The sequence below is a fragment of the Snodgrassella sp. CFCC 13594 genome (genome assembly GCF_001590725.1).
In the GTDB taxonomy this organism is placed as follows: Bacteria; Pseudomonadota; Gammaproteobacteria; order Burkholderiales; family Neisseriaceae; genus Snodgrassella.
This window is the reverse complement of the sequence record NZ_LQXR01000015.1, coordinates 1-24311: the sequence shown is the minus strand read 5'-3', so window position 1 is coordinate 24311 and position 24311 is coordinate 1. Positions and strand designations below refer to the sequence as shown.

The window sequence follows — 24311 nt, the reverse complement described above, 5'->3', positions numbered from 1 at the left end:
CAATGATGTTTCAAATTACCATCCCACATCATCCACTCAAATCCAACCTAATCCCATTTATCTTAATTACCCCTGTTTATTTATCTTAAAGGGTTTCATTAGGTTTAGTTTTAACAATAAAAACCGGTTGAATCTTTTGGACGTAATGAAAAATATCTTCTAATTTTTCCTTTGGGGTAAAAGTTAGATGAATCAATAGATGTTCAAAGAAGCTAAAACTTTTTCGATGCTTACGGAATATATTTTTTAACCAGGAATTTTCTTCACCTTGGTGGCAGAGTAAATTTTTAGTTTGAAGATATTCTTTGCCCCAGTGTTGTAAAACTAAGGATAAAATTTCATCATGTTTAATATGCTTTCCCCGTGTGTAACCAAAGTCATGTGCTAATCCATGGTAAAAATGACTCCATTGCTCATAAGAAATAGATGGATAGGATGATAGCTTAAACAATTTTTGCACTTGGTAAGACATAATGAAGTCTTGAGGGAAGACTGAGCTGAATGATTCTATTGAAAAGTTTGATTCAATTAAGGGTTGGAAATGATGTCTAGAGTCCGATGGTTTTTCTTTATAAATAGTTAATGGCCCGTGATCCAAACAGATTGGTAGGTTAGGGATAAACCAATCTCGTTTCCAAAAAGCTTCACCATAAGTTTGTATTTGCATTTCAATACATTTTCGACAAACTTGGAAGTTCTGAATTGCTTTAACTCTGGATGCCGTAACTCCAAGCATTGTATGAACTGCACCATTAGTTTTATTCTTCATGAGTTCAATAGCTTTGTTCCGTATTTGAGGCTGAATAAATGAGGCATAGAGTGGAAATAAGGTATGTTGTTTTATTAGATATTCGATTGGATATTGTTTTGTATTTTTTAGTTGGTAAGCAACATTTTTAATATGGCTAGGCAAATCTAGTGTGGCTATAACAGATCTATGACCAAAAACCTCATCTAACAAATGTTTAGGGCTAGTAATACCATGATATATCCCAGCCCGAGCTATAGTGCTGTATAGAAGTTCATCGGGGTGTGGTAATGGAAAGTTATGCATACATATCATGATTGTTTCAGCTTATTTTTCAAATAGCGTTTTAACAGGAATAGACTTATTTCTTTAGCTTCCTAAGCTCCCAAATTAATTTACATGACATTAAGCATTCACAAAATGGACTTTTTAAAAATTTGTGTAAATACGGGCTATCTGCCGTTTAGTCAAAAAGGTGGGGCATTGCTGTTCAATCTCATCAGCCACCTGCATGAGCAAGTCAGTCTTATCGTGACGACGAATTTGGTGTTTGCCCAGTGGGGACCACTGTTTGGAGATGAAACAATGACCTCAGCTTTAATAGATCGTCTGTTACATCGATGCGAAATTTTTGAAACAGGAAATGAGTCTTATCGGTTTAAAAACCGTTCTTAAAGTGGTGCACTTTTAAGTGACCATTGACACTTTACTTCATGTAAAAGTCTTTTAGAAGCTCAAGCGAGGTCATCGGATGCTTAAAATAACGTCCAGTAATTATCCAGTCTTTAATAAAACTTTTTCTATCTCTAAAATCAAATTTTTTTCTAAAAGTGATTTATGTAAATCTTTTTCTGTGAGAAATTGAGAATGAATAAAGCGTAAATCATCTTGAGGCAATGTATCCCATTGATTAGGCTTTAAGTATTCTGATTTTTGGGGTGTTAATTTAACAATGTCGCTTGATGGATAGCTATCAGTAAATAATAAGTTAAAAATAATTGGAATAATCTGTTGGCGTGTAGCTGTCGGTTGTTCTTGATATGCAGTTTTGATACATTCGATCAGGTGTTGGGGTTTATATTCATCTTTGAACATAGTATAAATACGACGCTCATCCTCGGTAATCAATTGTCTAAAAAAATCTTCTGATGTTTTATCAACAGGTATACTTTTGATTTTTTGTTGAAGAGCAAAAATTTTACGATCCATATCAGGGATGACTAAATCAGAATAGCGTGAAATTTTTTCAATATTACTTGATCGTAAAGCATCAAGCATTGGATGTACTGGTTTCAATTCTTCATTATAGATTTGTTGCAATAGCTTGGATGTAATTCTCTCTTTATTTGTTGCAATAGCCCTTAGTTGAGCAAGAACAAATAATTTCACTACAATATCAATAATCCCTTGGCTCGAGTCATACCAAATATGTCGAATATCATCTGATAAAAATTCATCCCTTTGGTTGAGTAATTGCTGTTTCCAAAGTTTATCTGTAAAAGCTATCCATTCAGGGTTAAGTTGATTATCAATATATTCTTGTAATGGCTCCCAGAAAATGGCCCCAAAACCAGCTCCTCTACGTGCTGAGCGAAAATCCGCCTCAAAAATTTCTCTGGCTTTAGGTGTACCAATTAACATGATAGGTACACCAATAGTATTTACCATTGTGACAAAGAAATTTAACCTCTCTTGAGGACCACCAGATTTTGAGCGACTTAAATGCTGGATCTCATCAATGACCAATAGCCCTAATGCATGAGCATTCGCTAGTTGTGACATTTTAGTGAGTAATGCCTGAATGTTGTAGCGTTTTAGCCCATATTGCTTTTCATATTGAGTATCAAGGACTTGATCTAATGCTCGGAAGAAATTTAAGCAAATTTCTTTTAAAGAACCATTATGTGAACAATCAATTTTTAGGTAAACAACTTGCTCAATATTTAGATCAGGGTGGTAAATAACTTGAGGATAGGTTGAAAGAGTTCTAATTAATGACGTCGTTTTTCCACATCCAGAACAGCCAATCAGAACCATACTTTGAGCTGTTGATTTCACACTTTCAAATCTAAAAGCTTTAAGATCACCTTTCTGTATACGCTCGTATCCGTTTTGTAGGTGTTTTTGAAGATCACCTGTACGTGGATTCCTTCCGACATACCCTCCACGAATCATCAACGAGATTCTTTCTGTTAAAAGGATGTGGTTATTAAGTGGTTGGAAGAACTCATCACTAAGACGAGCAATTGAATGTGAGCGGATGACTCGTGGGGCATTGAGATCTTGAAGCGAAGAATCTGAACTAGATCTTAAATGACGTGTCTGAGTGTAAGCTTCCAGTAAAGGCGGTAAAGCTTCAATGAATGGGTTGTTCTTATAGGCGGGGACACCTGTATCTTGATAAACAGCTTGAACCTTTAATGGATGCATGGAAATTTACTCATCATCATCACTGAATAGTCCAGGAGAGAATGGGAGGCTATAGTCATCATCTATTGATTTATTAAACTTAATAATATTAGCCGTTTGTTGACTTTCTGGTAACGGTGCTAAATTAGTTTTTTGTCTCTGTTCCTTTTTATTGGCTCGAATTTGGCTAATTCTTTCACGGTTTGATTGAGTTGATTTAGGTGTTTGCTTTTTGGCATTATCAATGATTGCTTGAACTGATTTTTTAAAAGCCATACTGTGTGGAGTTTCTGCATGTTTAGCATTCGCTTGCGCATATTTCTCAAGATATTGCTTGTCCCAAACCTCCCAAAAACTCATATTTGCATAAGCACGGCTCCGGATATTTAAGGAGCAATTCCAATAGGATTGGCTGGCAGAATTTGGGAAAAGATAGATTTTATTTGTGTTGTGAGGATCATATGCTGCTTTTAGGTTCTGAGGACGTTGTATTTCCTTACTACGGTGTAACCAGCCTTCTCGTAAAACTTCACTACTATTGTAATACAATCCCCATGCATTGATTCCTAGTGGGGAGATTGAAACTTTGATCCGTGGCAACAAAGAAACTCGAAACTGTTCAGCATCAACTGTACGGAGCTTGCCCATACGGTTTTGAATTCCCCAATTCCAAAGGTGTAGTGGAATAGATGGGATATCTTCAGGGATGTCCTCATCTCGATCATATTTTTCTAGAACATGATGATTGTTACGAAATAGAATCGCCTGAATAATAATTTGAGTGAATTCTTTTAAGGTAAGTGCTGCTTCAAGTCTATAATCTGATTCGCCATATTTTTTAATCCGATGACCTTGAACAATACCAGGAGCATAGGGTTTAAATTCAGCTTGAATGGTACGAAAGCAGCTTTCAACAACTGCTTTGGCATCTCCTCGTCTAGGTGGAGCTGTTTCCAAACGAACATTATAGCCATTGGTCAGAGTTTCAGCTTGTTCACTCAACATTTCTGCTCGGTCAGCAAGAATTGCACCTGGTAAACCAATAGTCGGCCACTCATCTTCAGATATTTCGATATCAAACTCTTTGCAAAGAACAACTTTACTACTACAGGCAACGGACACAGTTTGCATAGCGATTGCATATGAAGGGTTATCAACACCGACATAAAAACCAGTGATCATGCGGCTGAAAACATCACTTATGCTATAAAAGGTCGGTCTACCTATAATCTTTGTACGATCATCATCTGCAACTAAATAAATATCAGCAATCGTTGCATCAATTTCATAACGGCTACCAGGTCCAAGTACACTTGAAGTGCTTGTTGCAGATAAGGGACGCTTATCTTTTTTAAAATCAGTAGAATTTGTTTGAGCTTCGATAAGTTGAGGTTTTGTGTATTCTCGATGATAGAAATACCGGAATTGCCTTAAAGTTGGATAATTCTTGCTATCTTCTTTGGGGTAGTACTGTTCATATAAGCTTTGGAACTTTTGATAAGCTTCAGTTGTTTTGAGTGGATTATTTACGAGTAGATATTTAGAGATTGTCAATCTAAATAGTCTTTCTATTTCAAGGGTAATTTGACAACCTTCACCATCACCAAATTGACGTTTACGTCCATTTTTTTTGGTGTTAATTTCTGTCCGAGTTTTACCGGGGGCACCACTATTTTTATAATCTGGCAATAGTGCGTTGGGAATTTGTCCTCTTTGCCAATATTTTCTCAGATATTTATAAATCGTTGGTTTAGACACCAAACCAGAAGACTCAATTTTATGAATTAAAGTTGCCCGAATTGATGGTTCATAGTGGTTCGGTTCTTGGATAATTTCTCTTATAAGATTGAAAGCCTTGTCTCTTTTGATAAAGGCAACAGAGTCTAAAGCTGGTTCTTCTAAAATCAAATTGACAAAAGGGTCTTTAGCGCGTGTTAAGCGTTCATTATCTAAGTATTCAGAAAGAGCTTCTTCCCTCACTACTTCAGGTAAAGCATTCTTTTTATTGATCTGAATCCAGAATATATCTCCAAAATCAATAAAAAGAATACGGTAAAGTTGATCATCAAATTTAAGAACCTCATTGATTTGCCACATTGAGGAATCCTTCTACAAGTTGATGTTGATAGAATGTGATATCTTTTACTCTTAATTCTTTGAATTTCTGGGTAATATCAAATTTGATTAGGCGATGGGCCATAAGTTGTTTTAGGTCAGCCAAGGATTGACCAGGGTCTTGTTGATATTTTCGATCAATAGATTTACAGACATCAGATAGTTTCATTTGTAGGTGTTGTTGGCAGGAAAATTCAAAATTACTCAAAGCATTAAGCAGTTGGTCATAATCGTGCATATCTGTCTGAGATGAATAAAGCCATTTGATATTATCAAGTACAGTTGGATTCAGTTCTTTTTCTGTAATGATGTACCAAGGAATTTCCTTGCTCGCCCAATAACGCCTTTCGATTTCTAATTTCTCAATAGTTCTAGGATTTTTGAGTTCTGATAAAGGTTTGACCTGAATAACAAATTGTTTATAGAATGAGCTATCTACTAAAAAGTCCGAAGTCATTACCTGATTGATGCCACGAATATTAGGATGTTTAATGCCATTATTAGAAGCAATCTCAATGGTTTCATCCCGTTGTAGAGGATATTGCTCGCGGATATCTTGGACGTGACCCATCCAGTCTAAAGTTAGAAAAACGCCAAGCTCCAGGTTGGATAGCAGATGATGAGTACGTCTGGTTTTAAATGAATAAATACGATGGGATAGACCTTGGGATGGAACTTCATGAATCCGTAACCAAGGCTTATAGGTCGCACCTGAACCTTGACCACGTCCTTCTTTGATTCGTTTAGCAATCTGTATTTCGGTTAAGCTATTCTGAGGTTTAGCCATTAAAAAGCCCAGTATACTTTTTAGTCAGTATATCTGGGCTCTTTATAGGTAACAACTATTTTGTTAAATTAATAACTTTAATTTCTCAGTTAACAACTATTTTGTGTAGTTAATGACTATTTTGTCTGACTATATAGCCGTTTTTAATGTAACCGCCGTTATTCTACGGTCACTGATTTGGCCAAGTTGCGTGGTTTATCCACGTCGGTGCCGCGAGCCAGCGCCGTATGGTATGCCAAGAGTTGTACTGGAATGGTGTGCACAATCGGGGATAAAACGCCCATGTGGCGAGGCGTGCGAATCACATGTACGCCTTCACTGGCTGTAAACTCGCTGTCCAAGTCGGTAAATACAAACAATTCTCCGCCGCGTGCGGCTACTTCCTGCATATTGGCTTTGACTTTTTCCAACAGACTGTCGTTGGGCGCAATCACCACCACGGGCATATTTTCATCGACTAAGGCCAGTGGGCCGTGTTTGAGTTCGCCAGCAGGGTAGGCCTCGGCATGGATATAGGTGATTTCCTTGAGTTTCAGCGCCCCTTCCAAGGCAATCGGATAGTGGATACCGCGACCCAAAAATAAGGCATTGCTTTTGCTGGCAAACTGATTTGCCCATGCCGTGATTTGGGGTTCTAAATTCAGCGCGTGCTGAACGCTGCCGGGCAGCAGCCGCAATTCGTTGGTGTAGTCTTGCTCATCCGATTCACTAACCAAACCACGCAGTTTGCCTAAGGTTACCGCCAGCCCAAATAATGCCACCAATTGAGTGGTAAACGCTTTGGTGGAGGCCACGCCAATTTCGGCACCGGCGCGGGTATACAACACCAGTTCACTTTCACGGGGCAGAGCCGATTCCATCACATTGCAAATCGACAGACTGTGTTTCTGACCCAAAGACTGCGCATATTTGAGCGCTTCCATGGTATCCAAGGTCTCACCAGACTGAGAAATGGTGATGACCAGCTGTTTGGGGTCGGCGATGACTTTGCGATAGCGGTATTCGCTGGCGATTTCCACATCCGTGGGAATTTGTGCAATGCCTTCCAGCCAGTAACGTGCGGTTAATGCTGCGTAGTAGGATGTACCGCAGGCGAGGATTTTGATGCTGTGGATGTCATTGAATACAGCGTTGGCGTGATCGCCAAAATTGGCTGGCTCAAAACCACCCACTAAGAAGACTTCAGCGGTATCAGTGATGGCTTTAGGTTGCTCGTGAATTTCCTTTTGCATGAAATGGCTGTAGGGGCCTAATTCCAAAGACGCTAATGACAAGGCCGACACTTTGACTTCACGCATCACCGCAGTGCCGCTTTTGTCTACCATTTTATCGATGCCGGTAATCGACAACTGGGCAATGTCGCCATCGTTTAAAAATACCACGCGGCGGGTGAAGGCAATCACTGCGGATACATCAGAAGCGATAAAGGTTTCACGCTCGCCCAAAGCCACCAACAGCGGGCAGCCCATGCGTGCGGCAATCAGTTTATCGGGTTGGTCTTGTGCAATCACGCCAATGGCGTAGGCACCTTGAAAGCGCGCGCAGGCGGCTTGAACCGCGGCAAATAAATCACGATTGGTGTGGTGGGTGTATTCGTAATGAATACTGTGGGCAATGACTTCAGTGTCGGTTTGTGATTCAAATACATAACCCAAATCTTGCAAGCGGGTACGTTCTGTTTCGAAATTTTCAATGATGCCGTTGTGTACCACGGCGATGAGGCCGTTGGAAATATGCGGATGCGCATTGGGTTCGGTGACGCCGCCGTGTGTTGCCCAGCGGGTATGGCCCACGCCTAAATAACCGTGTAATCCTGCTGCTTTTGCCGCTGCTTCCATCAATTTGACGCGACCCACGCGGCGCACGCGTTCGATGCCTTGATCGGTGACCACAGCGATGCCAGAAGAGTCGTAACCACGATATTCCAGTCGTTCTAGGCCGCTGGTGAGAAAATCAACCACGTTGTCTTTGGCGCGAATGGCGCCCACAATGCCACACATGATGTTGTCCTTTTACCGGTAAAGCTGCTTTATTTTTCAGGCAGCCTGAGTAGTGTCACCATGGCCAGCCGGCGCATGGGTTTTCGGTGTAGTCAATCGATTGCCACAATTCATCTTTATCCCAACTTAAAAAACCGTCTTGGTTTTTGTCCAGCCGTTGAAATTCAGCTGAGTCACCAGGTCGAAAGCGGAGCACAAAGCCATCGGCTTGTGTTGAGGACCATTCGTGTGCATCCAATTGACCATCTTGATTGCGGTCATGGCTGAGCACCCAGCTCTGGGCGGGCGGTGCAGGCTCGCAAGCCAGCGCCGATGCAGAGCAAACCAGAAGCGCCATCGTGTAGGTAAAACGCGGCATAGGGTATCCTCACGGGTGATCAACACGGATTCAGGCAGCCCAAAATTAAGCTGCCTGAGTCATAAATTTATGCTGTTTTTGGCTTCTCCGGCCGCACCCAGCCTTTAATCGTGGTTTGACGCGCGCGCGCCAGCGTGAGTTCCCCTGCAGGACAATTTTTGCTGATGGTGCTGCCCGCGCCAGTGGTGGCTTTGTGGCCAATTTCAACGGGGGCCACCAGCATATTGCCAGATCCAATGCGCACCTCATCGCCAATGATGGTTTTGTATTTATTCACACCATCATAATTGCAGGTGATGGTGCCCGCACCGATATTGGTGTGTTCGCCTATGCTCGCATCGCCCAGATAGGTGAGATGATTGGCTTTGCTGCCAGTGCCCAATGTGCTGTTTTTCACTTCCACAAAATTGCCGATGTGTACCTCATTGCCGATGCAGGCATTCGGGCGCAAACGAGCGAATGGGCCAATTTGAGCAGCCTCACCGATGGTACAGTTTTCCAGATGGCAGTTGGGTTGGATCACGGTACCCGAGCCTATGTGTGCATTTTTGATCACACAGTTGGCACCTATCTGGACATCATCGCCTAACACCACATCCCCTTCCAGCACCACATTGACGTCAATCACCACATCTTGGCCATGTTGTAGGGTGCCACGCAGATCAAATCGTGCCGGATCGCGCAGCGTGATACCGGCTTTGAGTAAGGCTTGTGCTTGCTCGCGCTGCAAAATACGCTCCAGCTCGGCCAGCTGTACTTTATTGTTGACGCCGGCAGCCAACCATGAGGCGCGCACTTGCAGTGGATGCACCGCCACGCTGTCGCGCTGAGCCAACGCAATCACGTCGGTTAAATAATATTCGCCTTGGGCATTGTTGCTTTGCAACGCACCCAACCATTCAGGCAGCTTGTGGTTGGGTAAGACAAAAATACCGGTATTGGTTTCGTGAATGGCTTTTTGTGCGGCATTGGCATCTTTTTCTTCCACGATGGCAACCACTTGACCGTGCTCACGGATGATGCGGCCATAGCCAGTGGGGTTGTCTAACACATCTGTCAGCAAGCCTACTTCATCACCGGCGGTGTGCAGCAAGTCTTGCAGGGTGGGTGTGTCAATGAGTGGAACGTCACCATACAAAACCAATGTTCGACCTGAGTGGGATAAAAAAGGCAAAGCGGTTTTAACCGCATGACCGGTACCCAGTTGTTCGGTTTGTTCAATCCAAGTAACCGCCGTGTCAATATTGGCTTTGACCGCTTCTTTGCCATGGCCGATGACCACGCTAATGCTTTGTGGCTGAAGACTTTGTGCTGTATGGATAACGCGTGCGAGCATGCTCATGCCGCCAATGTCATGCAACACTTTGGGTTGTTTGGAATACATGCGCGTGCCTTTTCCGGCCGCGAGAATAACCACATTGAGATTGCTTGAAGGAGTGCCCATATTTGCCATTCACATAAAATGCTTGAGGCTGCCTGAAAACCGTTCAGGCAGCCCGAATCAACAAAATTCTGCCGAAATCATTCCTGTTCGGCCGACCAGTTGGTGTTGGCCGGCAGCTTACCCGATTCCACCACTTCCGGCTTCACCGCGTGGGGCACTGGGCGCAAATTATTGTAGCGCTGGTCGCGGGCATAAGTACCATCTTCGTAAAACACGCGGGTGCCTGCCTCGTATTTTTGGCGCAATTTGGTTTGCCCGCTGGCATCCTGATATGTTTCCCAAGTGCAGCCGCCTATGGCAAAAAGGCCACACAATACAAGCCATGCGCGCATGATGATTTCCTTATCAAAAAGGTTGATGTGAATAGGCCTATTGTAAAGAAATTGCTGGCGCCCGTATAGCCGCGTTTGAGGTGAACTTGAGACTGGCGGCGCGCAATGAGTGCATGTCGACCACGGCTAAATCCACAAACGGTAATGCATGGCTGGTGGCACCAAACCACACGGTGCGCATGCCCAGATTTTTGGCGGCATGCAGATTGTCTGCATTGTCATCCACCATAATGCAGTGTTCGGGTTGTACATCCAGTTTTCGGCAGACATTTAAATAAGCCTGAGGATTGGGTTTGTACAATAAGCCAAAATCGTCGGTGCCGAAGCAAGCGGTAAACGCATTGGTGATGTTCATGGCATCACACAGCGCGCGCACGTAAAACGATGGCCCATTGGAAAACACGGCTTTTTGCCCTGCCAATTGTGGCAAAATGTGCTGCACATCGGCCATGGGTTTGAGTGCAGCAAGAATGTCTGGTAAAGGGTGACTTTGGCGGAGAAAATCCAGCACGTCTACTTCAGGATGATGGTATTGCAAGCCTGCCAAAGTGGCACCATAACGGTGCCAATAATCCTGCCGCAAAGCAGAAGCTGCCGCTTCGGTTAAGTGCAAAGCATGAGCCAAATACGCGGTCATGTGGTGATTGATGAGGTAAAAAATGCCTGCATCGGCATGGTGCAGTGTGTTGTCTAAATCAAAGAGCCAACATGGTTCGGATGATACTGTGGGCATGGCTGTATTTCAGGCAGCCGGTTTTTGAATTTGCCGGTGCAAAACGGTATGATGAAGCGCAATTAAAACACATCTGAAAGGAATCTGTCATGTCTGCTGGGAAATGGGTTGGCGCCTTGGCGCTTATGTTGACGGCTTCATGGGCGCAGGCGCAAACAGAAGTGCGCCTGGCAGTGCACAAATCATTCGAATTGCCCCCTGCTGTGTTGGCGCAATTTGAGCGAGCCAATAAGGTGAAGCTCACCGTAATAAAAGTGGGCAGTGGCAATGAAATGTTGAATAAGCTCATCCTCACCCGAGCCAACCCGATTGCCGATGCTGTATATGGCTTGGATAACAGCAATATTGCCAAAGCCAAGCAATTGGGTGTTTTGGCTGCTCAGCAGCCCGCGAGCCGAGCTGTGAATGCGACTTTACCTTATGCGCTGGCGATGGATTATGGCTATGTGTCAATCAATTATGACAAGGCTTGGTTTCAGAAACACCAAAAACCGCTGCCCAAATCCTTGGCGGACTTGGCTAAGCCTGCGTATAAAAATTTATTGGTGGTGCCCAGTCCAGCTACATCCAGCACAGGTTTGGGTTTTTTGATGGCCAATATCGGTGGTATGGGTGAAAAACGCACCATGGCCTGGTGGGCGCAAATGCGCCAAAACGGCGTGAAGGTAACCAAAGGCTGGAGTGATGCTTATTACACTGATTTCACCCTTAACGGCGGCAGCAGGCCCATGGTTGTGGGATATGCCACGAGCCCAGCGGCCGAAGTGCATTTCAGCAAGGGTAAATACACCACGCCCCCCACGGGCAATTTATTGTTGCCTGCAGGCGTATTCCGTCAGGTAGAAGGCGCGGCGGTATTGAATAAGGCCAAACAACCAGCACTGGCTGCCAAGCTAGTGCAATATTTGCAAAGCAATGCGGTTCAACAAGCCATTCCGGAAGCCATGTGGGTGTATCCAGCAGTAAAAGGCACGCCATTGCCTAAGACATTTGCACTCACCCCAGCTCCTCGCAGTGCATGGCAACCCAATCCTGCCGACATGTCGCGCCAGCAACAACGCTGGGTCAGTGAATGGACGCGCACGGTGTTGCGTTAATACGTGTGTGTGGCTGCCTGTAGGTCATGCTGTTTTATGATTGCTGTTATGTTGTTCAGGCAGCCTTAGGCTGCCTGAATGTCATCACCTGATTGGATAAGTTGCCAATGCCATTTTTTGCGCAGTTTCGCACCGATGTTGGCGGGTGGTTCAAGGCGCTGCTGCCCATGGTTTTTTTGGTGGGCATGGTACTGTTGCCATTGCTGGCCATGCTACATCAATCTGATGGGCAGATGATGTGGTCGGTGTGGCAAGACGCTTATATACAGCAGCGTATTGCTTGGACGATATGGCAGGCTGCGATTACTGCGGTGATGGTGGTGTTATTGGGTGTACCGATGGCTTGGGTGTTGGCGCGTTATGATTTCTGGGGCAGGCAATGGCTTCTACGCTTATTGATGCTGCCGTTTGTGATGCCTACATTGGTAGCAGGCATGGGTGTATTGGCGCTGTTTGGTGAACAAGGATTGTTGTGGCGAGGCTGGGCTGATACGCCTTACTTGCTGTTGTACGGCAATGTATTTTTCAATTTACCTGTGTTGGTGCGTGCCGCTTATCAGGCTTTTGCCAAGTTCCAGCCACACGTCTTTATGCCGCTCAAACTTTGGGTGCGCCTGTTTGGCAACGATTTTTTCAGGTGGAGTGGCCCGTGTTGCGGTCGTGGCTGGCTGGAGGCGCTTGCTTGGTATTTTTGTATTGTTTTTCCGGTTTCGGTTTGGCTCTACTGCTGGGGGGTGAACGTTATGCCACAGTGGAAGTGGTTATTTATCAATTAATTGCTTATGAATTGGATATGGCCCAAGCAAGTGTGCTGGTGTTGCTATCGTTGGCTATTACCTTATTGGCTGGCTTGGCTTACGCCATCATCAGCCGCCGTGTAGCACAGGGCAATGCGGTGCAGCCACTCCCACTGCGTCAGCCGCAAGGATGGCATTGGTTGGCGGTGTTGGCTGTGTTGATGGCGTTATTGCTGTGTTGCGTCTTACCTTTATTGGCGATTGTGTGGCGCGCATGGCAGGCAGGCAGTTCTTGGTCGGTGCTGGCACAAGCCGATACTTGGCAAGCACTGGCCAATACTTTGCAGTTTACTGCTTTAGCCATGATGTTGGCCGTGGTGTTGGGCGTCAGCCACGCACTTGGCACATCGTCTGGCGTGGGTGCGCGGCATCACTTTTTTGCCTTTTATGGTGTCGCCCGTGTGTGTGTCGTTTGGGTTGCTGCTGTGTTATCCCGAGTGGACCGCTTCGCTGAGCATGCTGGTGTGTACATATGCGTTGCTGGCCTATCCGTTTATCACCAAAGATGTGCTGGCCGCTTGGGATGGGTTGCCTGAACACTATTTATCGGCAGCACGTACCTTGGGCGCCACGCCGATGCAGGTGGTTTTTGCGGTGGTCTTGCCCCTATTGCGACCCGCCTTGCAGCGCGGTTTGGCGTTGGCTGCGGCCACTTGTGTGGGTGAATTTGCGGCGACTTTGTTTTTGTCGCGGCCAGAATGGCAAACGCTGACCACGCTGATTTACCAATATTTGAGTACGGCAGGGCGCGATAATGGCGATCGGGCGATGGTGTTGACGTTGGTGTTGATGATGACTGCGATGTTGTTGTTTGTGCTGTTGGAATGGTTGGCCAAGCCAGAACGGAGAAAAGCGCATGTTGACTTGGCATAAAATTCACAAGCAATTTGGCGGCAAAGTGGTGGCGCGATCATTGGATTTGAGCGTGGCTGATGGTGAATTGGTGGCGGTGCTGGGGCCCAGTGGTAGCGGGAAGTCGACGTTATTGAATCTGGCGGCTGGCTTAGTGATGCCTGATTCAGGGCGCATACTTTTGGATGGCGATGACATTACGCAAATGCCACCTGAACAGCGCCATTTCGCTCTAATGTTTCAAGATTATGCTTTATTCCCCCATCTTAATGTGTGGCAAAACGTGGCGTTTGGTTTGCGCATGCGTGGGATCAACAAAAAAAGCGCTCGTAGCCAAGCAGAGGCGATGCTGATGGCAGTGGACATGAGCGATGCGACTGAGCGTGATGTGGTGCATTTGTCTGGGGGTGAGCAACAGCGCGTGGCTTTAGCACGCGCTTTGGTGACGCAACCGAAAGCATTGTTGTTGGATGAGCCTTTTTCTGCTTTAGACACCACTTTGCGCGCACATTTGCAGCAATTAATGTTGCGTTTGGTTCGCGCGCAAAATTGCCCCACAGTGTTGGTGACGCACAGCCCCCAAGAAGCCTTGGTGCTTGCTGATCGGGTGTGCTTATTTCAAGATGGCGAGTGGGTGCAAATGGGCACGGCAGCCGAATTACTGGCTCGTCCCATCAGTGCTTGGGCAGCACGATTGCTGGGTTGCGATAATGTCAGCGAAGACTACTATGTGCCGCAACGCGCGCTGAAGTGGCGAGCCGATGGGGCACCGCAAACGCGAGTGGTGCGTACGTCGGTGCAGGCCGATGCCTATGAAGTGTGGTTGGACCATGCGCAATGGGGGCGTTTACGGTGGTGGTTGCCATTGTCTTCGCCACAGCCAGTGGCGGGTAGCTTAATACCTGTTGTAGTGGATGATGAGCAGGTGGTGGTATTTTCATCTAGGGCACCTGAAAGGCCTGCCTGAAAGTCGGTGGAACCAGAAGGGGAATCAGCCGCTGGCGTGATTCATGATGGTATAATTGCCGCGCGGATAAAGCAGGTGGGCGCATCGGTGGCATTAGTTAATGATTTTTCTTATGCTTATGACGGGTGTGGCTGCTGGGTTGGCATGGCGATTAAGTATCAGATACTGCTCATACAATGACATAAAGATAAGTGGGTTATAGCGTGTGTTGCCTTTAATTACAGCGCAGTGATTGGACTAAATGCTGCCTATGAATTGTAGCTAAGGACTCCAGCCTAAGCGCTAAAGTGCAATGAAGCCGCATTTCGGCTTGTGCCAATTAATGCTCAATAGGTTGCGCTCTGCTTGCGCGGTATTGAGACGCAGAATTGGATTTTCGTGTACCACTCAGTGAATCGAATGGGCGTTTAGGATTGGCTTTTATTGAGTATTGAATGTCGTGTAAAACGAGCAGAAAAACGTTGAAATTTATTTTATAAAACAGGTAATAACACGGAGATAATTATGGCTTTGGTTTCTATGCGCCAATTGCTGGACCATGCGGCAGAATACAGCTATGGCTTGCCGGCATTTAATGTCAATAACATGGAGCAAATGCGCGCCATCATGGAAGCAGCCAGCGAAGTAGATGCGCCGGTGATTGTGCAGGCCAGTGCCGGGGCGCGTAAATACGCTGGTGCGCCCTTTTTACGTCATTTGATCTTGGCAGCGGTAGAAGAATTTCCCAATATCCCAGTGGTGATGCACCAGGACCATGGTGCCAGTCCTGATGTGTGCCAGCGCTCCATTCAGTTGGGTTTTACTTCCGTGATGATGGATGGCTCTCTGAAAAGTGATGGCAAAACGCCGGCCAGCTATGAATACAATGTGGACGTCACTCGTAAAGTGGTGGAATTTTCTCATGCTTGCGGTGTGTCAGTGGAAGGTGAAATAGGTTGCTTGGGGAATCTGGAAACGGGCGAAGCCGGTGAAGAGGACGGCGTGGGAGCCGTTGGTAAATTGAGCCACGAGCAAATGCTCACCAGCGTGGAAGAAGCGGCGCGTTTTGTGAAAGACACGGGCGTGGATGCCTTAGCCATCGCCATAGGTACCAGTCATGGTGCCTATAAATTCACCCGCAAGCCCACTGGTGATGTGTTGCGCATTGACCGTATCAAGGAAATCCATGAGCATTTGCCCAATACCCATTTGGTGATGCATGGCTCAAGCTCGGTACCGCAAGAATGGTTGAAGGTTATTAATGAATATGGTGGCGATATTGGTGAAACGTATGGTGTGCCAGTAGAAGAAATTGTGGAAGGCATTAAACACGGCGTACGCAAAGTCAACATTGATACCGATTTGCGTTTGGCCAGTACTGGGGCTATTCGCCGCTTTTTGGCTGAACATCCCGCTGAATTTGACCCACGCAAATATTTTGCGGAAACCATCAAGGCCATGAAATCAGTGTGTATTGCGCGCTATGAGGCTTTCGGGGCGGCTGGCCAAGCCAGTAAAATCAAGCCAATCTCTTTGGAAGATATGTGGGCGCGTTATGCCAAAGGCGAGTTGGCCCAAATCGTGAAGTAAGCCTTAAAGCCGTTGATCAACGCCATATAGGGCTGCCTGAAGTTGCTTCAGGCAGCCTTTTTTTGCGTGATAAGCTTGTTTTTCAGTTGTTGTGAATGCTTGGAATTGACATGGCACTGCTGGCTGGTCAATACGCGGGATTGATGTGTTTCTGGGTGATGCCAATTTGGGCTTTCTAACACAATAGTAGATGGGTGGATTGGGCTTAAGAGGCTGCTTGATCCTTATGGGTATGCAGAATTCTGAGCGTACGCACTCGTTTAAGCAATGGGTGTGATTGATATGGGAACAGGAGAAAAACACAATGGGGTATTTTCTCCTTATAATGCAATGAGAAATCAATTTTTTTCCTGAATTTCATTTTCATAAGGATGCAATAACATGACCAACGCCACTTCGTTGATAGAACAACTCCAAAATCAGTTGCAAGGCGCCCCTATGCAGCAAATTGCCCAGCAGTTGGGCGCTGATACGCAAACCACTGAGCAGGCTGTCAATGCCGCTATCCCTTTGTTGCTGGGTAAACTCGGCCAAAATGCCGAGCAGCCACAAGGCGCGGAAAGCTTGTTTAACGCATTGCAAGATCATGCTCAACCATCAGTGGCTTCACTGGCTGGCGGCGATGTTTTGGGTGGGTTATTGAATTCGGTATTGGGTAGTAGCGGCGCACAAAGCGATGGCGCATCGATCTTAGGTCATATTTTTGGTAATCAAAAAGGACAAGTAGCAGATGCCTTGGGCCAAAGCACCGGTTTGGGTAGCAACAGCAATCAGCTGTTGAGTATTCTGGCGCCCATTGTGATGGCATTTTTGGCCAAACAAGTTTCCAGCAAAGAATTGGATGCGGGCGGTTTAGGGCAAACATTGGGACAGGCGTCAGCGCAGGCGCAACAACAAGGTGGATTAGGAGGGTCTTTGTTGTCCGGTATTTTGGATCAAAATGGTGACGGCAAATTGGATTTGGGGGATTTACTGAAGTTGGGTACCAGCTTTTTGGGTGGGAAACGTTAAGCGGCCCCAGCTTCCCTGTTATGCAGGATATAGAGAAAGCCGCGCAACTTGCGCGGCTTTTGCTGTTATGACTGAATCTTAAATAGCACTGTGGGTAAAATGGCGTCGATAATAAAGCAGTGCGGGCTCAGTGGTATCCGTGACTTGGATATGCTCAATGAGCACATAAAAAACGGTATGGCTGCCTAAATCTTTGTGTTCCACAATGTGACCGGATAAATGGGCTAAAGCCCCGGTAACTTGCGGCTGGCCGCTTGGCCCTGGCTGCCAGTTGTGTTGACGAAACCGGGTGGCCGAATCCAAATGGGTAATGCCAGCGAAATGTTCGGCTACATCACGCTGATGTGCCGCTAATACGTTGACGCATAGGTGCGCGTTGGCGCGCAAAATGGGCTGAATCGCTGCATGGCGATTGATGCACAAAATCAGCGTGGGTGGGTCATCAGTTACGGAAGTAACCGCCGTCATGGTGATGCCATAGCTTCCGGCGGGCCCATCCGTGGTGACGACATGAACACTGGCTGCCACGTTGGACATGGCGTTGCGATACAAGTGTGATAAAGGGTGCGTGTGTGTGGTGGTTTTGAGCATGACGGTGTTATTTATTGTTTTCTTCTTTGTCTACGGCAATGGCAGTGAATTCATGTAGCAGGGTATCCAATTGTTGTAATTTTTCCAAGCTGAATCGCTCTTTTAATACATCGTAACGGTTATCCACCGTAGAGCAAAATTGGTCGTAGAGGGTTTCTCCGGATGAGGTTAGCTTCAAAAACACACGTCTTTGGTCGTTGGAGGGCTTTAAACGCACCACATAACCCAGTTTTTCTAAGCGAGTTAGGATACCAGTTAAGCTGGGTCGAAGAATGCAGGCTTGTTTGGCCAAATCTTGAAAATCCATGGTTCCATTTTCGGCGAGCAATCGAATGATGCGCCATTGTTGGTCAGTAATGCCGATATCATTGAGCAGTGGTCGGAAATAAGACATCAATGCTTCACGCGCTTGAATAAGGGCAATGTTTAAGGACATGTGTTTCGATTCCGTTGCCATGCTGGCTTCTCCTATTGTTTTTCTCATGCTTCACGCACACCGAAAATATTCATGCAATTATGAATATATGGCTGATTCTACCTATTTTCATTCAGGAATTGAACATTGGGATGGTAACAAACTGTGAAAAAGCAGAGAAATTAATGTATATCAAATTGATAAGTGGTTTTTCAGCAGTATTACAATATTATTGCAAATAGGAAACATTCAAAAACAGGCAGCCCGTAGGCTGCCTGAAAAATAATTGTTTACATCTCAGCTGCGGTATTTTTGTAGCTGGCTGTGCAATTTGGCTATTTTATCTTGGAGATCGGCCAATTCATGCCGATCTTTCTCAACCAAATGGGCAGGTGCCTTGTCGGTGTAGCCTGGTTTGGCTAATTTGGTTTCGATTTTATCGATGGCTTTCTGTAGTTTTTCCGCTTCTTTGGTTAAGCGCGCGGTTTCAGCGGCTTTATCAACTTCAACTTTCAGCATCAAGCGTGCACCTTGGCAGACTGCCACCGGAGCATCATCGCTTTCAGGTAGCCCGCCGACTAATTTGGCTTCGCTGAGACGCGCCATCATCGGTACATAAGGCAGCAAATCGGTTAAATCAGCTCCGCCTTCAACCCACAACGGGGCTTTGATCCCGGGGCCCAATCCCATTTCGCCGCGTAGATTGCGTACCGCGCCAATCAAATCTTGCAATCGCGCCATTTTATCCAGTGCGATCACGTTGATTTTGCTGCCATCGCTTTTGGGCCATGCCGCCAGCATGATGCTTTCAGTGTGTTTGGCATTGGCCAACGGTGCGACAGTTTGCCACAGTTCTTCGGTAATAAAGGGCATAATGGGGTGCATCAGGCGCAATAGCACTTCCAATACGCGCACCAACGTGCGGCGTGTGGCGCGCTGTTGTGCGTCATTGCCGTTTTGTAACTGGACTTTAGCCAGCTCAACATACCAGTCACAGTATTCATTCCACGTGAATTCATACAATGTTTGCGCAGCCATGTCGAAACGGTAGGTATCAAGTGCTTCAGTCACTGCGGCTTCGGTTTGTTGCAGGCGCGAAATCACCCATTCATCGACAAAACTGTACGCCAATGGCAGGCTTTCATTTTGGCCACAATCCTGATTTTCAACATTCATCAGCACAAAACGGGTCGCATTCCATAGTTTATTACAGAAATTGCGGTAGCCTTCGGCACGTTTGAAGTCAAAATTAATGCTTCGCCCTAGGCTTGCGTAGCTGGCCATGGTGAAGCGCAAGGCATCGGCACCGAATACAGGAATACCATTGGGGAACAGTTTTTCTGTTGCTTTGATGACCTGCGGTGCTTTTTCTGGACGCCGCAAGCCGGTGGTCCGCTTAACCAATAAGTGGGCCAAATCAATGCCATCAATCAAATCCACAGGGTCAATAACGTTACCCTCGGATTTGGACATTTTTTTGCCTTCATGGTCGCGTACCATACCGTGAATATAAACATCTCGGAAGGGTACTTTGCCCGTGAAATGCGTGGTCATCATGATCATGCGGGCCACCCAAAAGAAAATGATTTCATAGCCTGTGACTAGGACATTGGATGGCAGGAATGCTTTTAATTCGGTTGTATCATCGGGCCAGCCTAAGGTTGAAAAGGGCACCAAAGCAGACGAAAACCAAGTATCCAATACATCTTCGTCGCGAGTAAGCGCTGCATTGCCAGCGAGTTTTTGTGCCTCGATTTCATTGCGCGCAACATAGACTTGACCCGCTTCGTCATACCAAGCTGGGATTTGATGGCCCCACCACAATTGGCGAGAAATACACCAGTCTTGAATGTTGTTCATCCATTGGTTGTAGGTATTGACCCAATTTTCAGGAATAAAACGAACTTGTCCGCTTTCCACTGCATGAATACATTTTTCAGTGAGTGTCATGCCCTTGAATTCAGATTTAGGTTCTGGATGAGCAACGTCTTGGTTAGGTTTGCGTGTCATGGCCACAAACCATTGGCTGGTGAGCATGGGCTCAATGACGCTACCCGTTCGGTCACCTTTAGGCGTCATCAGCTTGTGGTCTTCGACTTTGACCAATAAACCCATGGCATCTAAATCCGCCACCATTTTTTTGCGCGCAGCAAAACGGTCTAAGCCAGCATAGGTTTCAGGCAACACAATGGGTGCTTGAGATTCGCCTTGGAAATTGAATACTTGTGCTTGCGACAGCATTTTAGCATCCAAGCTCAATACGCTGATGAGCGCCGTTTGGTGGCGTTTCCCCACTTCATAGTCGTTGAAATCATGTGCCGGAGTAATTTTGACGCAGCCCGTGCCAAAGTCTTTTTCTACGTACTCGTCGGCAATCACGGGAATGGTGCGGCCCGACAAAGGCAGCTGTAATTGTTTGCCAATATAAGCCGCATAGCGCTCATCATCAGGGTGTACTGCTACAGCCACATCGCCCAGCAAGGTTTCTGGCCGAGTGGTGGCCACAATCAATGCGGCTTCCGGGTTGTCCGCCAATGGATAACGGATATGCCACATATGACCGTTTTCTTCTACATTTTCTACTTCTAGGTCTGAAACAGCAGTGCCCAAAACTGGATCCCAATTGACTAAGCGCTTTCCTCTGTAAATCAGGCCTTGTTCAAATAGCCGTACAAACACTTCAGTCACCACCGCTGCACGGCGTGCGTCCATAGTGAAATATTCACGATGCCAATCAGCCGAGCAGCCTACGCGGCGCATTTGCTGAGTGATGGTATCCCCCGAGAATTTTTTCCAGTCCCAAATTTTGTTGATAAATGCTTCGCGACCTAAGTCATGACGCGATACGTTTTGGGCTGCCAGTTGCCGTTCAACCACAATTTGGGTGGCAATCCCCGCATGATCAGAGCCAGGAATCCAGCATACATTTTCCCCCTTCATACGGTGATACCGGGTAAGCCCATCCATGATGGTTTGGTTAAACGCATGCCCCATATGCAATGTGCCTGTGACGTTGGGCGGCGGCAGTTGAATCGAAAATGATGGTTTGGTTAAATCTAAAGAAGGCTGGAAATAGCCTTTTTGTTCCCAAACCTGATAAAGCTGGGATTCGATGTCTTTGGGCGAATATTGGCTGTTGTGCATAATGTTATTGCTTTGAATATGAGGAATGAAATAACTAGAAATTAATAGCTGAGATTATAACGCAGAACGCTTTGGGCTGCCTGAATGGGCACCAAGCCTAATTTTGTTGCTATGTGAAATCTTATCGAAAAAAGGATGTTTATTGGTTCGGTATTTTGCTTTCGATGGTTTTAAAATTACTGATTACTTTGTTTTAATGCTATGGAAAATAGGGTATGTATAAAAAATGCCATTAAGATAACTTAAATTTTCAAAAAAGGATCTTCAACGAATCAAGTATTGGCTTTATTTTTGAATTTAATAAGTTTAATAGATAGTATATATATTTTGCACTATGGCATGAATTTTGCTTTCCTCATCTTAGTATTGAAATTCAGTACCGAATTGCAAATGAATTTGAGACATCAATTTAAATCATGATTGACTGCTGTGTGATATACAAAATTATGATCAAACGTTGATTAATTGCTGATCTATACAATAATTTTTATCTTGAAGCTGATGATTAAAATTGGCTGAATGACTAAATGAGATGGTTCACTTTTAATATTGATATTAACTATGAAATCCCAATAGAGTGTACGTGTTATTGCCCCAGCGCTTTCCTTGATTATGATGTGAATTAAGAATACATATTGAGTAGATTCATTTGGTTATAGAGTAGCTGCTACAAGCAGGCCGAGATTGATTCGGCACTTGCAACTGTGGTGTCCATTATGTGTTTTAAAATATTTGCTTTTTTTATTTTGAATAGGCACCCGATTGGTTATTTGAATTGGGCCTAATTGGATGAGCAAGCAGAACGTGATTTTTTGCCAAAAGACAAATTTGAAGCGCGAAAGAATAGACAACTTGATTTAGGTATACCAGCAACATGCTGATAACGGAAGGCTAGGAAATGAATCGGATATATAAATCTAAATTTAATGTTTCGACAGGGAGCTGGGTCGCATGCTCCGAGTTGAGCAGCAATAAATCTAAATGTAAAAATAGACTAGGTCGGTTAGTATTAGCGACCATGCTTGGGCTGGGTAGCTCAAATCTACTTGCCGCTGAATGTGCTTCTTTGAATGGATATGGCGGTGGTACTTGTGAAATTTACGAAAATACAGGGTATTCTACTAATGTTGGCTGGAGTTCTATTCTAGGGGTATCCGGCGGCGCCCAGAAAACTGTTGTTAAAAGCCAAACAGATAGTTCCCTAGGCGATTTTATTGCTAACTCGAATACCTTATCCCCAAGAAATGCTGATTATACTTCAATTGGCTTTGGCGCAGATAACGGTACTCTTACCGCTAATAAATTATCTGTTACTTTGCGTCCTGAATCTGGGAAGGTGGTTCGTGTAATCGGTGCCCAAGTTTATAATGCAGGGCAATTAACGGCCAAAGATTTAGATGTGGATGTGGTGTTTGCTCGAGAAAGTACGACAGTACGCGGACCAATTGAATCGTATGCCGTGCAAGTAGGTACTGCGATTCCTGGTGCCGATCGTGCTTCAACAAAAATATCTAAAGTCACTGTAGAAAATGCCAACTTAAGCATTACCAATACCCCAAATACTCAAAATAATTATATATTTTGGGGATTCCCCACATCTTTAGGAACATATCAACTATCTGGGATTCGTATCATCAGAAATGAAGATAATGGCGGCTCCAATGCCATTTTTGAGTCCACAGGAAAAGTGCGCATTAACGCATATGATAGCAGTAATGACAACAGTGGGAATTACATTACGGGTATTTATGTTTCTGGTGATAATAATCAAGCTATTCTAAATGATTCAGAGATTGTCATTGGTAAATCAGGACAATATTCTTCTGCTTTAAAAATTGGCAAAGGACGAGCTACAGGAACAGGGGGCGGTGAAGTTGTTTCAAAAGGGCAAATGATTTTAGACACTACTGCTGAATCAACTGCACCCACCATACGCTTGGTTGGGACAGGGTCCAAATTAACAGCGGATTCGGAGACCAGTTCTGCTGTGATTAAGTCAGCCAATAATGCTATTTTATTTGGTACGTTAGATTACACTACAGACTACAAATCTACCGACCAACAAGTGGCTTTGAACAATGCCAAGATAACCACAACATCGGCAGATGCGTCGCTGGTCAAAACCAATGCAGGGGTAACTGGCGCGAAAATGACTTTAAAAGGGTCTCAAAGTGAGGCCACGGCTGCCGAGAAGGGTTGGCTGGTTGAGGTAGAGGATCCCAATAAGTGGAGTAGCAATCAAGCGGCACTTATATTTAATTTGGATAACCAAGCTGTTGCTAAAGGTTTAATGACTGTTTCTGGTGCGTCAACATTGGAAGCTACTGTTAGCAATGGTGCTCAGTGGCAGCTAAAAAATAAGGGTGATCTGACAGAGCAAAGGTCAACATTATCATCATTTAATTTAACTAGTGGCGGCGTACTTGATGCAGGTACATATAAAGCCGAAGAGTATTTTGTCAATGTGCCTGAATTTAATAATAATGGCGGCATTATTTCTTTAATTAATGATTCATACCAAGATAAGCTCACCATTGAAGGTAATTATTCAGGCAGCAACGGCGCTGTTGTCAAAATGAATACCCTTTGGAATGCACCGGGCAGTGAAAATGGGGCTGATTCTACGTCTGACATATTAAGTATTACTGGTACAGCCAGTGGCAGCACTACTGTGATGCCCATTAAGGCAGACGGTACGGAAAATATCATTGATGGCAATGTGCAACAAGTGGCGTCAGTATTGAATACCATACCAGTTGTATTGGTTGGAACCAGTGGAGAAACGGCGTTTACAGGTACTGCTCAAACCACCGGTGCGACAGAAGTGCAGTTAGCCAAACGCACTGGCAGTAGTGGTGATGAATACTATTGGACCATGAGCGCCAAACAACCGGACACACCAACCAATCCAACTAATCCAACTAATCCAGATCAGCCATCAA

17 protein-coding genes and 2 pseudogenes are annotated in these 24311 nt (G+C 45.3%); 7 read left to right on the top strand and 12 right to left on the bottom strand.

Annotated elements, in window-relative coordinates; genetic code table 11:
* Positions 1-85: 85 nt before the first annotated feature.
* Positions 86-1054: a TniQ family protein gene (locus A2F46_RS08985; protein ID WP_066569510.1), complete on the bottom strand. Its 969-nt coding sequence runs from the start codon at positions 1052-1054 to the stop codon at positions 86-88.
* A 111-nt stretch (positions 1055-1165) separates the two neighbouring features.
* Between A2F46_RS08985 and A2F46_RS08980 the strand changes: the two are divergent.
* A pseudogene (locus tag A2F46_RS08980) lies at positions 1166-1423 on the top strand (ATP-binding protein); the annotation flags it as partial.
* A 99-nt stretch (positions 1424-1522) separates the two neighbouring features.
* Here A2F46_RS08980 and A2F46_RS08975 read toward each other — a convergent pair.
* From A2F46_RS08975 to A2F46_RS08940, 8 genes are all read right to left on the bottom strand, one after another.
* A complete protein-coding gene (locus A2F46_RS08975; protein ID WP_066569504.1) occupies positions 1523-3178 on the bottom strand; it encodes an AAA family ATPase in 1656 nt (551 codons plus the stop codon).
* Positions 3179-3184: 6 nt separating this feature from the next.
* Positions 3185-5254, bottom strand: coding sequence for a DDE-type integrase/transposase/recombinase (locus A2F46_RS08970; protein WP_066569502.1), 2070 nt, complete (start codon positions 5252-5254; stop codon positions 3185-3187).
* Positions 5238-6059 (bottom strand): heteromeric transposase endonuclease subunit TnsA, encoded by an 822-nt coding sequence (locus tag A2F46_RS08965; protein ID WP_066569500.1) that lies wholly within the window; start codon positions 6057-6059, stop codon positions 5238-5240. The genes A2F46_RS08970 and A2F46_RS08965 overlap by 17 nt, the downstream gene beginning before the upstream one ends.
* Before the next feature lie 158 nt (positions 6060-6217).
* The gene (glmS, locus tag A2F46_RS08960; RefSeq protein WP_066569497.1) at positions 6218-8059 is read right to left on the bottom strand and encodes a glutamine--fructose-6-phosphate transaminase (isomerizing); all 1842 of its coding nucleotides are present in this window, start codon (positions 8057-8059) and stop codon (positions 6218-6220) included.
* Positions 8060-8114: 55 nt separating this feature from the next.
* Entirely contained in the window at positions 8115-8417 is a 303-nt protein-coding gene (locus tag A2F46_RS08955) for an EF-hand domain-containing protein (RefSeq protein WP_066569492.1), read from the bottom strand.
* Between the two features lie 67 nt (positions 8418-8484).
* Positions 8485-9861, bottom strand: coding sequence for a bifunctional UDP-N-acetylglucosamine diphosphorylase/glucosamine-1-phosphate N-acetyltransferase GlmU (glmU, locus tag A2F46_RS08950; protein ID WP_066569609.1), 1377 nt, complete (start codon positions 9859-9861; stop codon positions 8485-8487).
* 77 nt (positions 9862-9938) lie between these two features.
* Positions 9939-10193, bottom strand: a complete 255-nt coding sequence (locus A2F46_RS12620; protein WP_066569489.1) for a hypothetical protein — start codon at positions 10191-10193, stop codon at positions 9939-9941.
* Between the two features lie 37 nt (positions 10194-10230).
* A complete protein-coding gene (locus A2F46_RS08940) occupies positions 10231-10926 on the bottom strand; it encodes a pyrimidine 5'-nucleotidase (RefSeq protein WP_066569487.1) in 696 nt (231 codons plus the stop codon).
* Between the two features lie 125 nt (positions 10927-11051).
* On the opposite strand from A2F46_RS08940, the gene A2F46_RS08935 reads away from it, so the two are divergent.
* The 5 genes and pseudogenes from A2F46_RS08935 to A2F46_RS08915 all read left to right on the top strand — a co-directional run bounded on the left by A2F46_RS08935 (position 11052) and on the right by A2F46_RS08915 (position 17219).
* The gene (locus A2F46_RS08935; RefSeq protein WP_369796333.1) at positions 11052-12023 is read left to right on the top strand and encodes a thiamine ABC transporter substrate binding subunit; all 972 of its coding nucleotides are present in this window, start codon (positions 11052-11054) and stop codon (positions 12021-12023) included.
* A 107-nt stretch (positions 12024-12130) separates the two neighbouring features.
* Positions 12131-13693 (top strand): annotated as a pseudogene (locus A2F46_RS08930) (ABC transporter permease).
* The gene (locus A2F46_RS08925) at positions 13677-14639 is read left to right on the top strand and encodes an ABC transporter ATP-binding protein (protein WP_066569479.1); all 963 of its coding nucleotides are present in this window, start codon (positions 13677-13679) and stop codon (positions 14637-14639) included. The pseudogene A2F46_RS08930 and the gene A2F46_RS08925 overlap by 17 nt, the downstream one beginning before the upstream one ends.
* Positions 14640-15143: 504 nt before the next feature.
* Positions 15144-16208 (top strand): class II fructose-bisphosphate aldolase, encoded by a 1065-nt coding sequence (gene fba, locus A2F46_RS08920; RefSeq protein WP_066569476.1) that lies wholly within the window; start codon positions 15144-15146, stop codon positions 16206-16208.
* A 381-nt stretch (positions 16209-16589) separates the two neighbouring features.
* On the top strand, positions 16590-17219 hold the full coding sequence (locus A2F46_RS08915; RefSeq protein ID WP_066569473.1) for a DUF937 domain-containing protein: 630 nt from the start codon (positions 16590-16592) through the stop codon (positions 17217-17219).
* Positions 17220-17297: 78 nt separating this feature from the next.
* Here A2F46_RS08915 and A2F46_RS08910 read toward each other — a convergent pair whose 3' ends face one another.
* The 3 genes from A2F46_RS08910 to A2F46_RS08900 form a co-directional block, all read right to left on the bottom strand.
* A complete protein-coding gene (locus tag A2F46_RS08910; RefSeq protein ID WP_066569471.1) occupies positions 17298-17810 on the bottom strand; it encodes a flavin reductase in 513 nt (170 codons plus the stop codon).
* A 7-nt stretch (positions 17811-17817) separates the two neighbouring features.
* Complete coding sequence (gene hpaR / locus A2F46_RS08905; RefSeq protein WP_066569469.1) at positions 17818-18267, bottom strand: homoprotocatechuate degradation operon regulator HpaR; 450 nt, start codon at positions 18265-18267, stop codon at positions 17818-17820.
* Positions 18268-18522: 255 nt separating this feature from the next.
* The gene (locus tag A2F46_RS08900) at positions 18523-21369 is read right to left on the bottom strand and encodes a valine--tRNA ligase (RefSeq protein WP_066569467.1); all 2847 of its coding nucleotides are present in this window, start codon (positions 21367-21369) and stop codon (positions 18523-18525) included.
* A gap of 898 nt (positions 21370-22267) precedes the next feature.
* On the opposite strand from A2F46_RS08900, the gene A2F46_RS08895 reads away from it, so the two are divergent.
* Positions 22268-24311 (top strand): ESPR-type extended signal peptide-containing protein (locus A2F46_RS08895; protein ID WP_255358764.1); only part of this gene is annotated, 2044 nt, incomplete at its 3' end.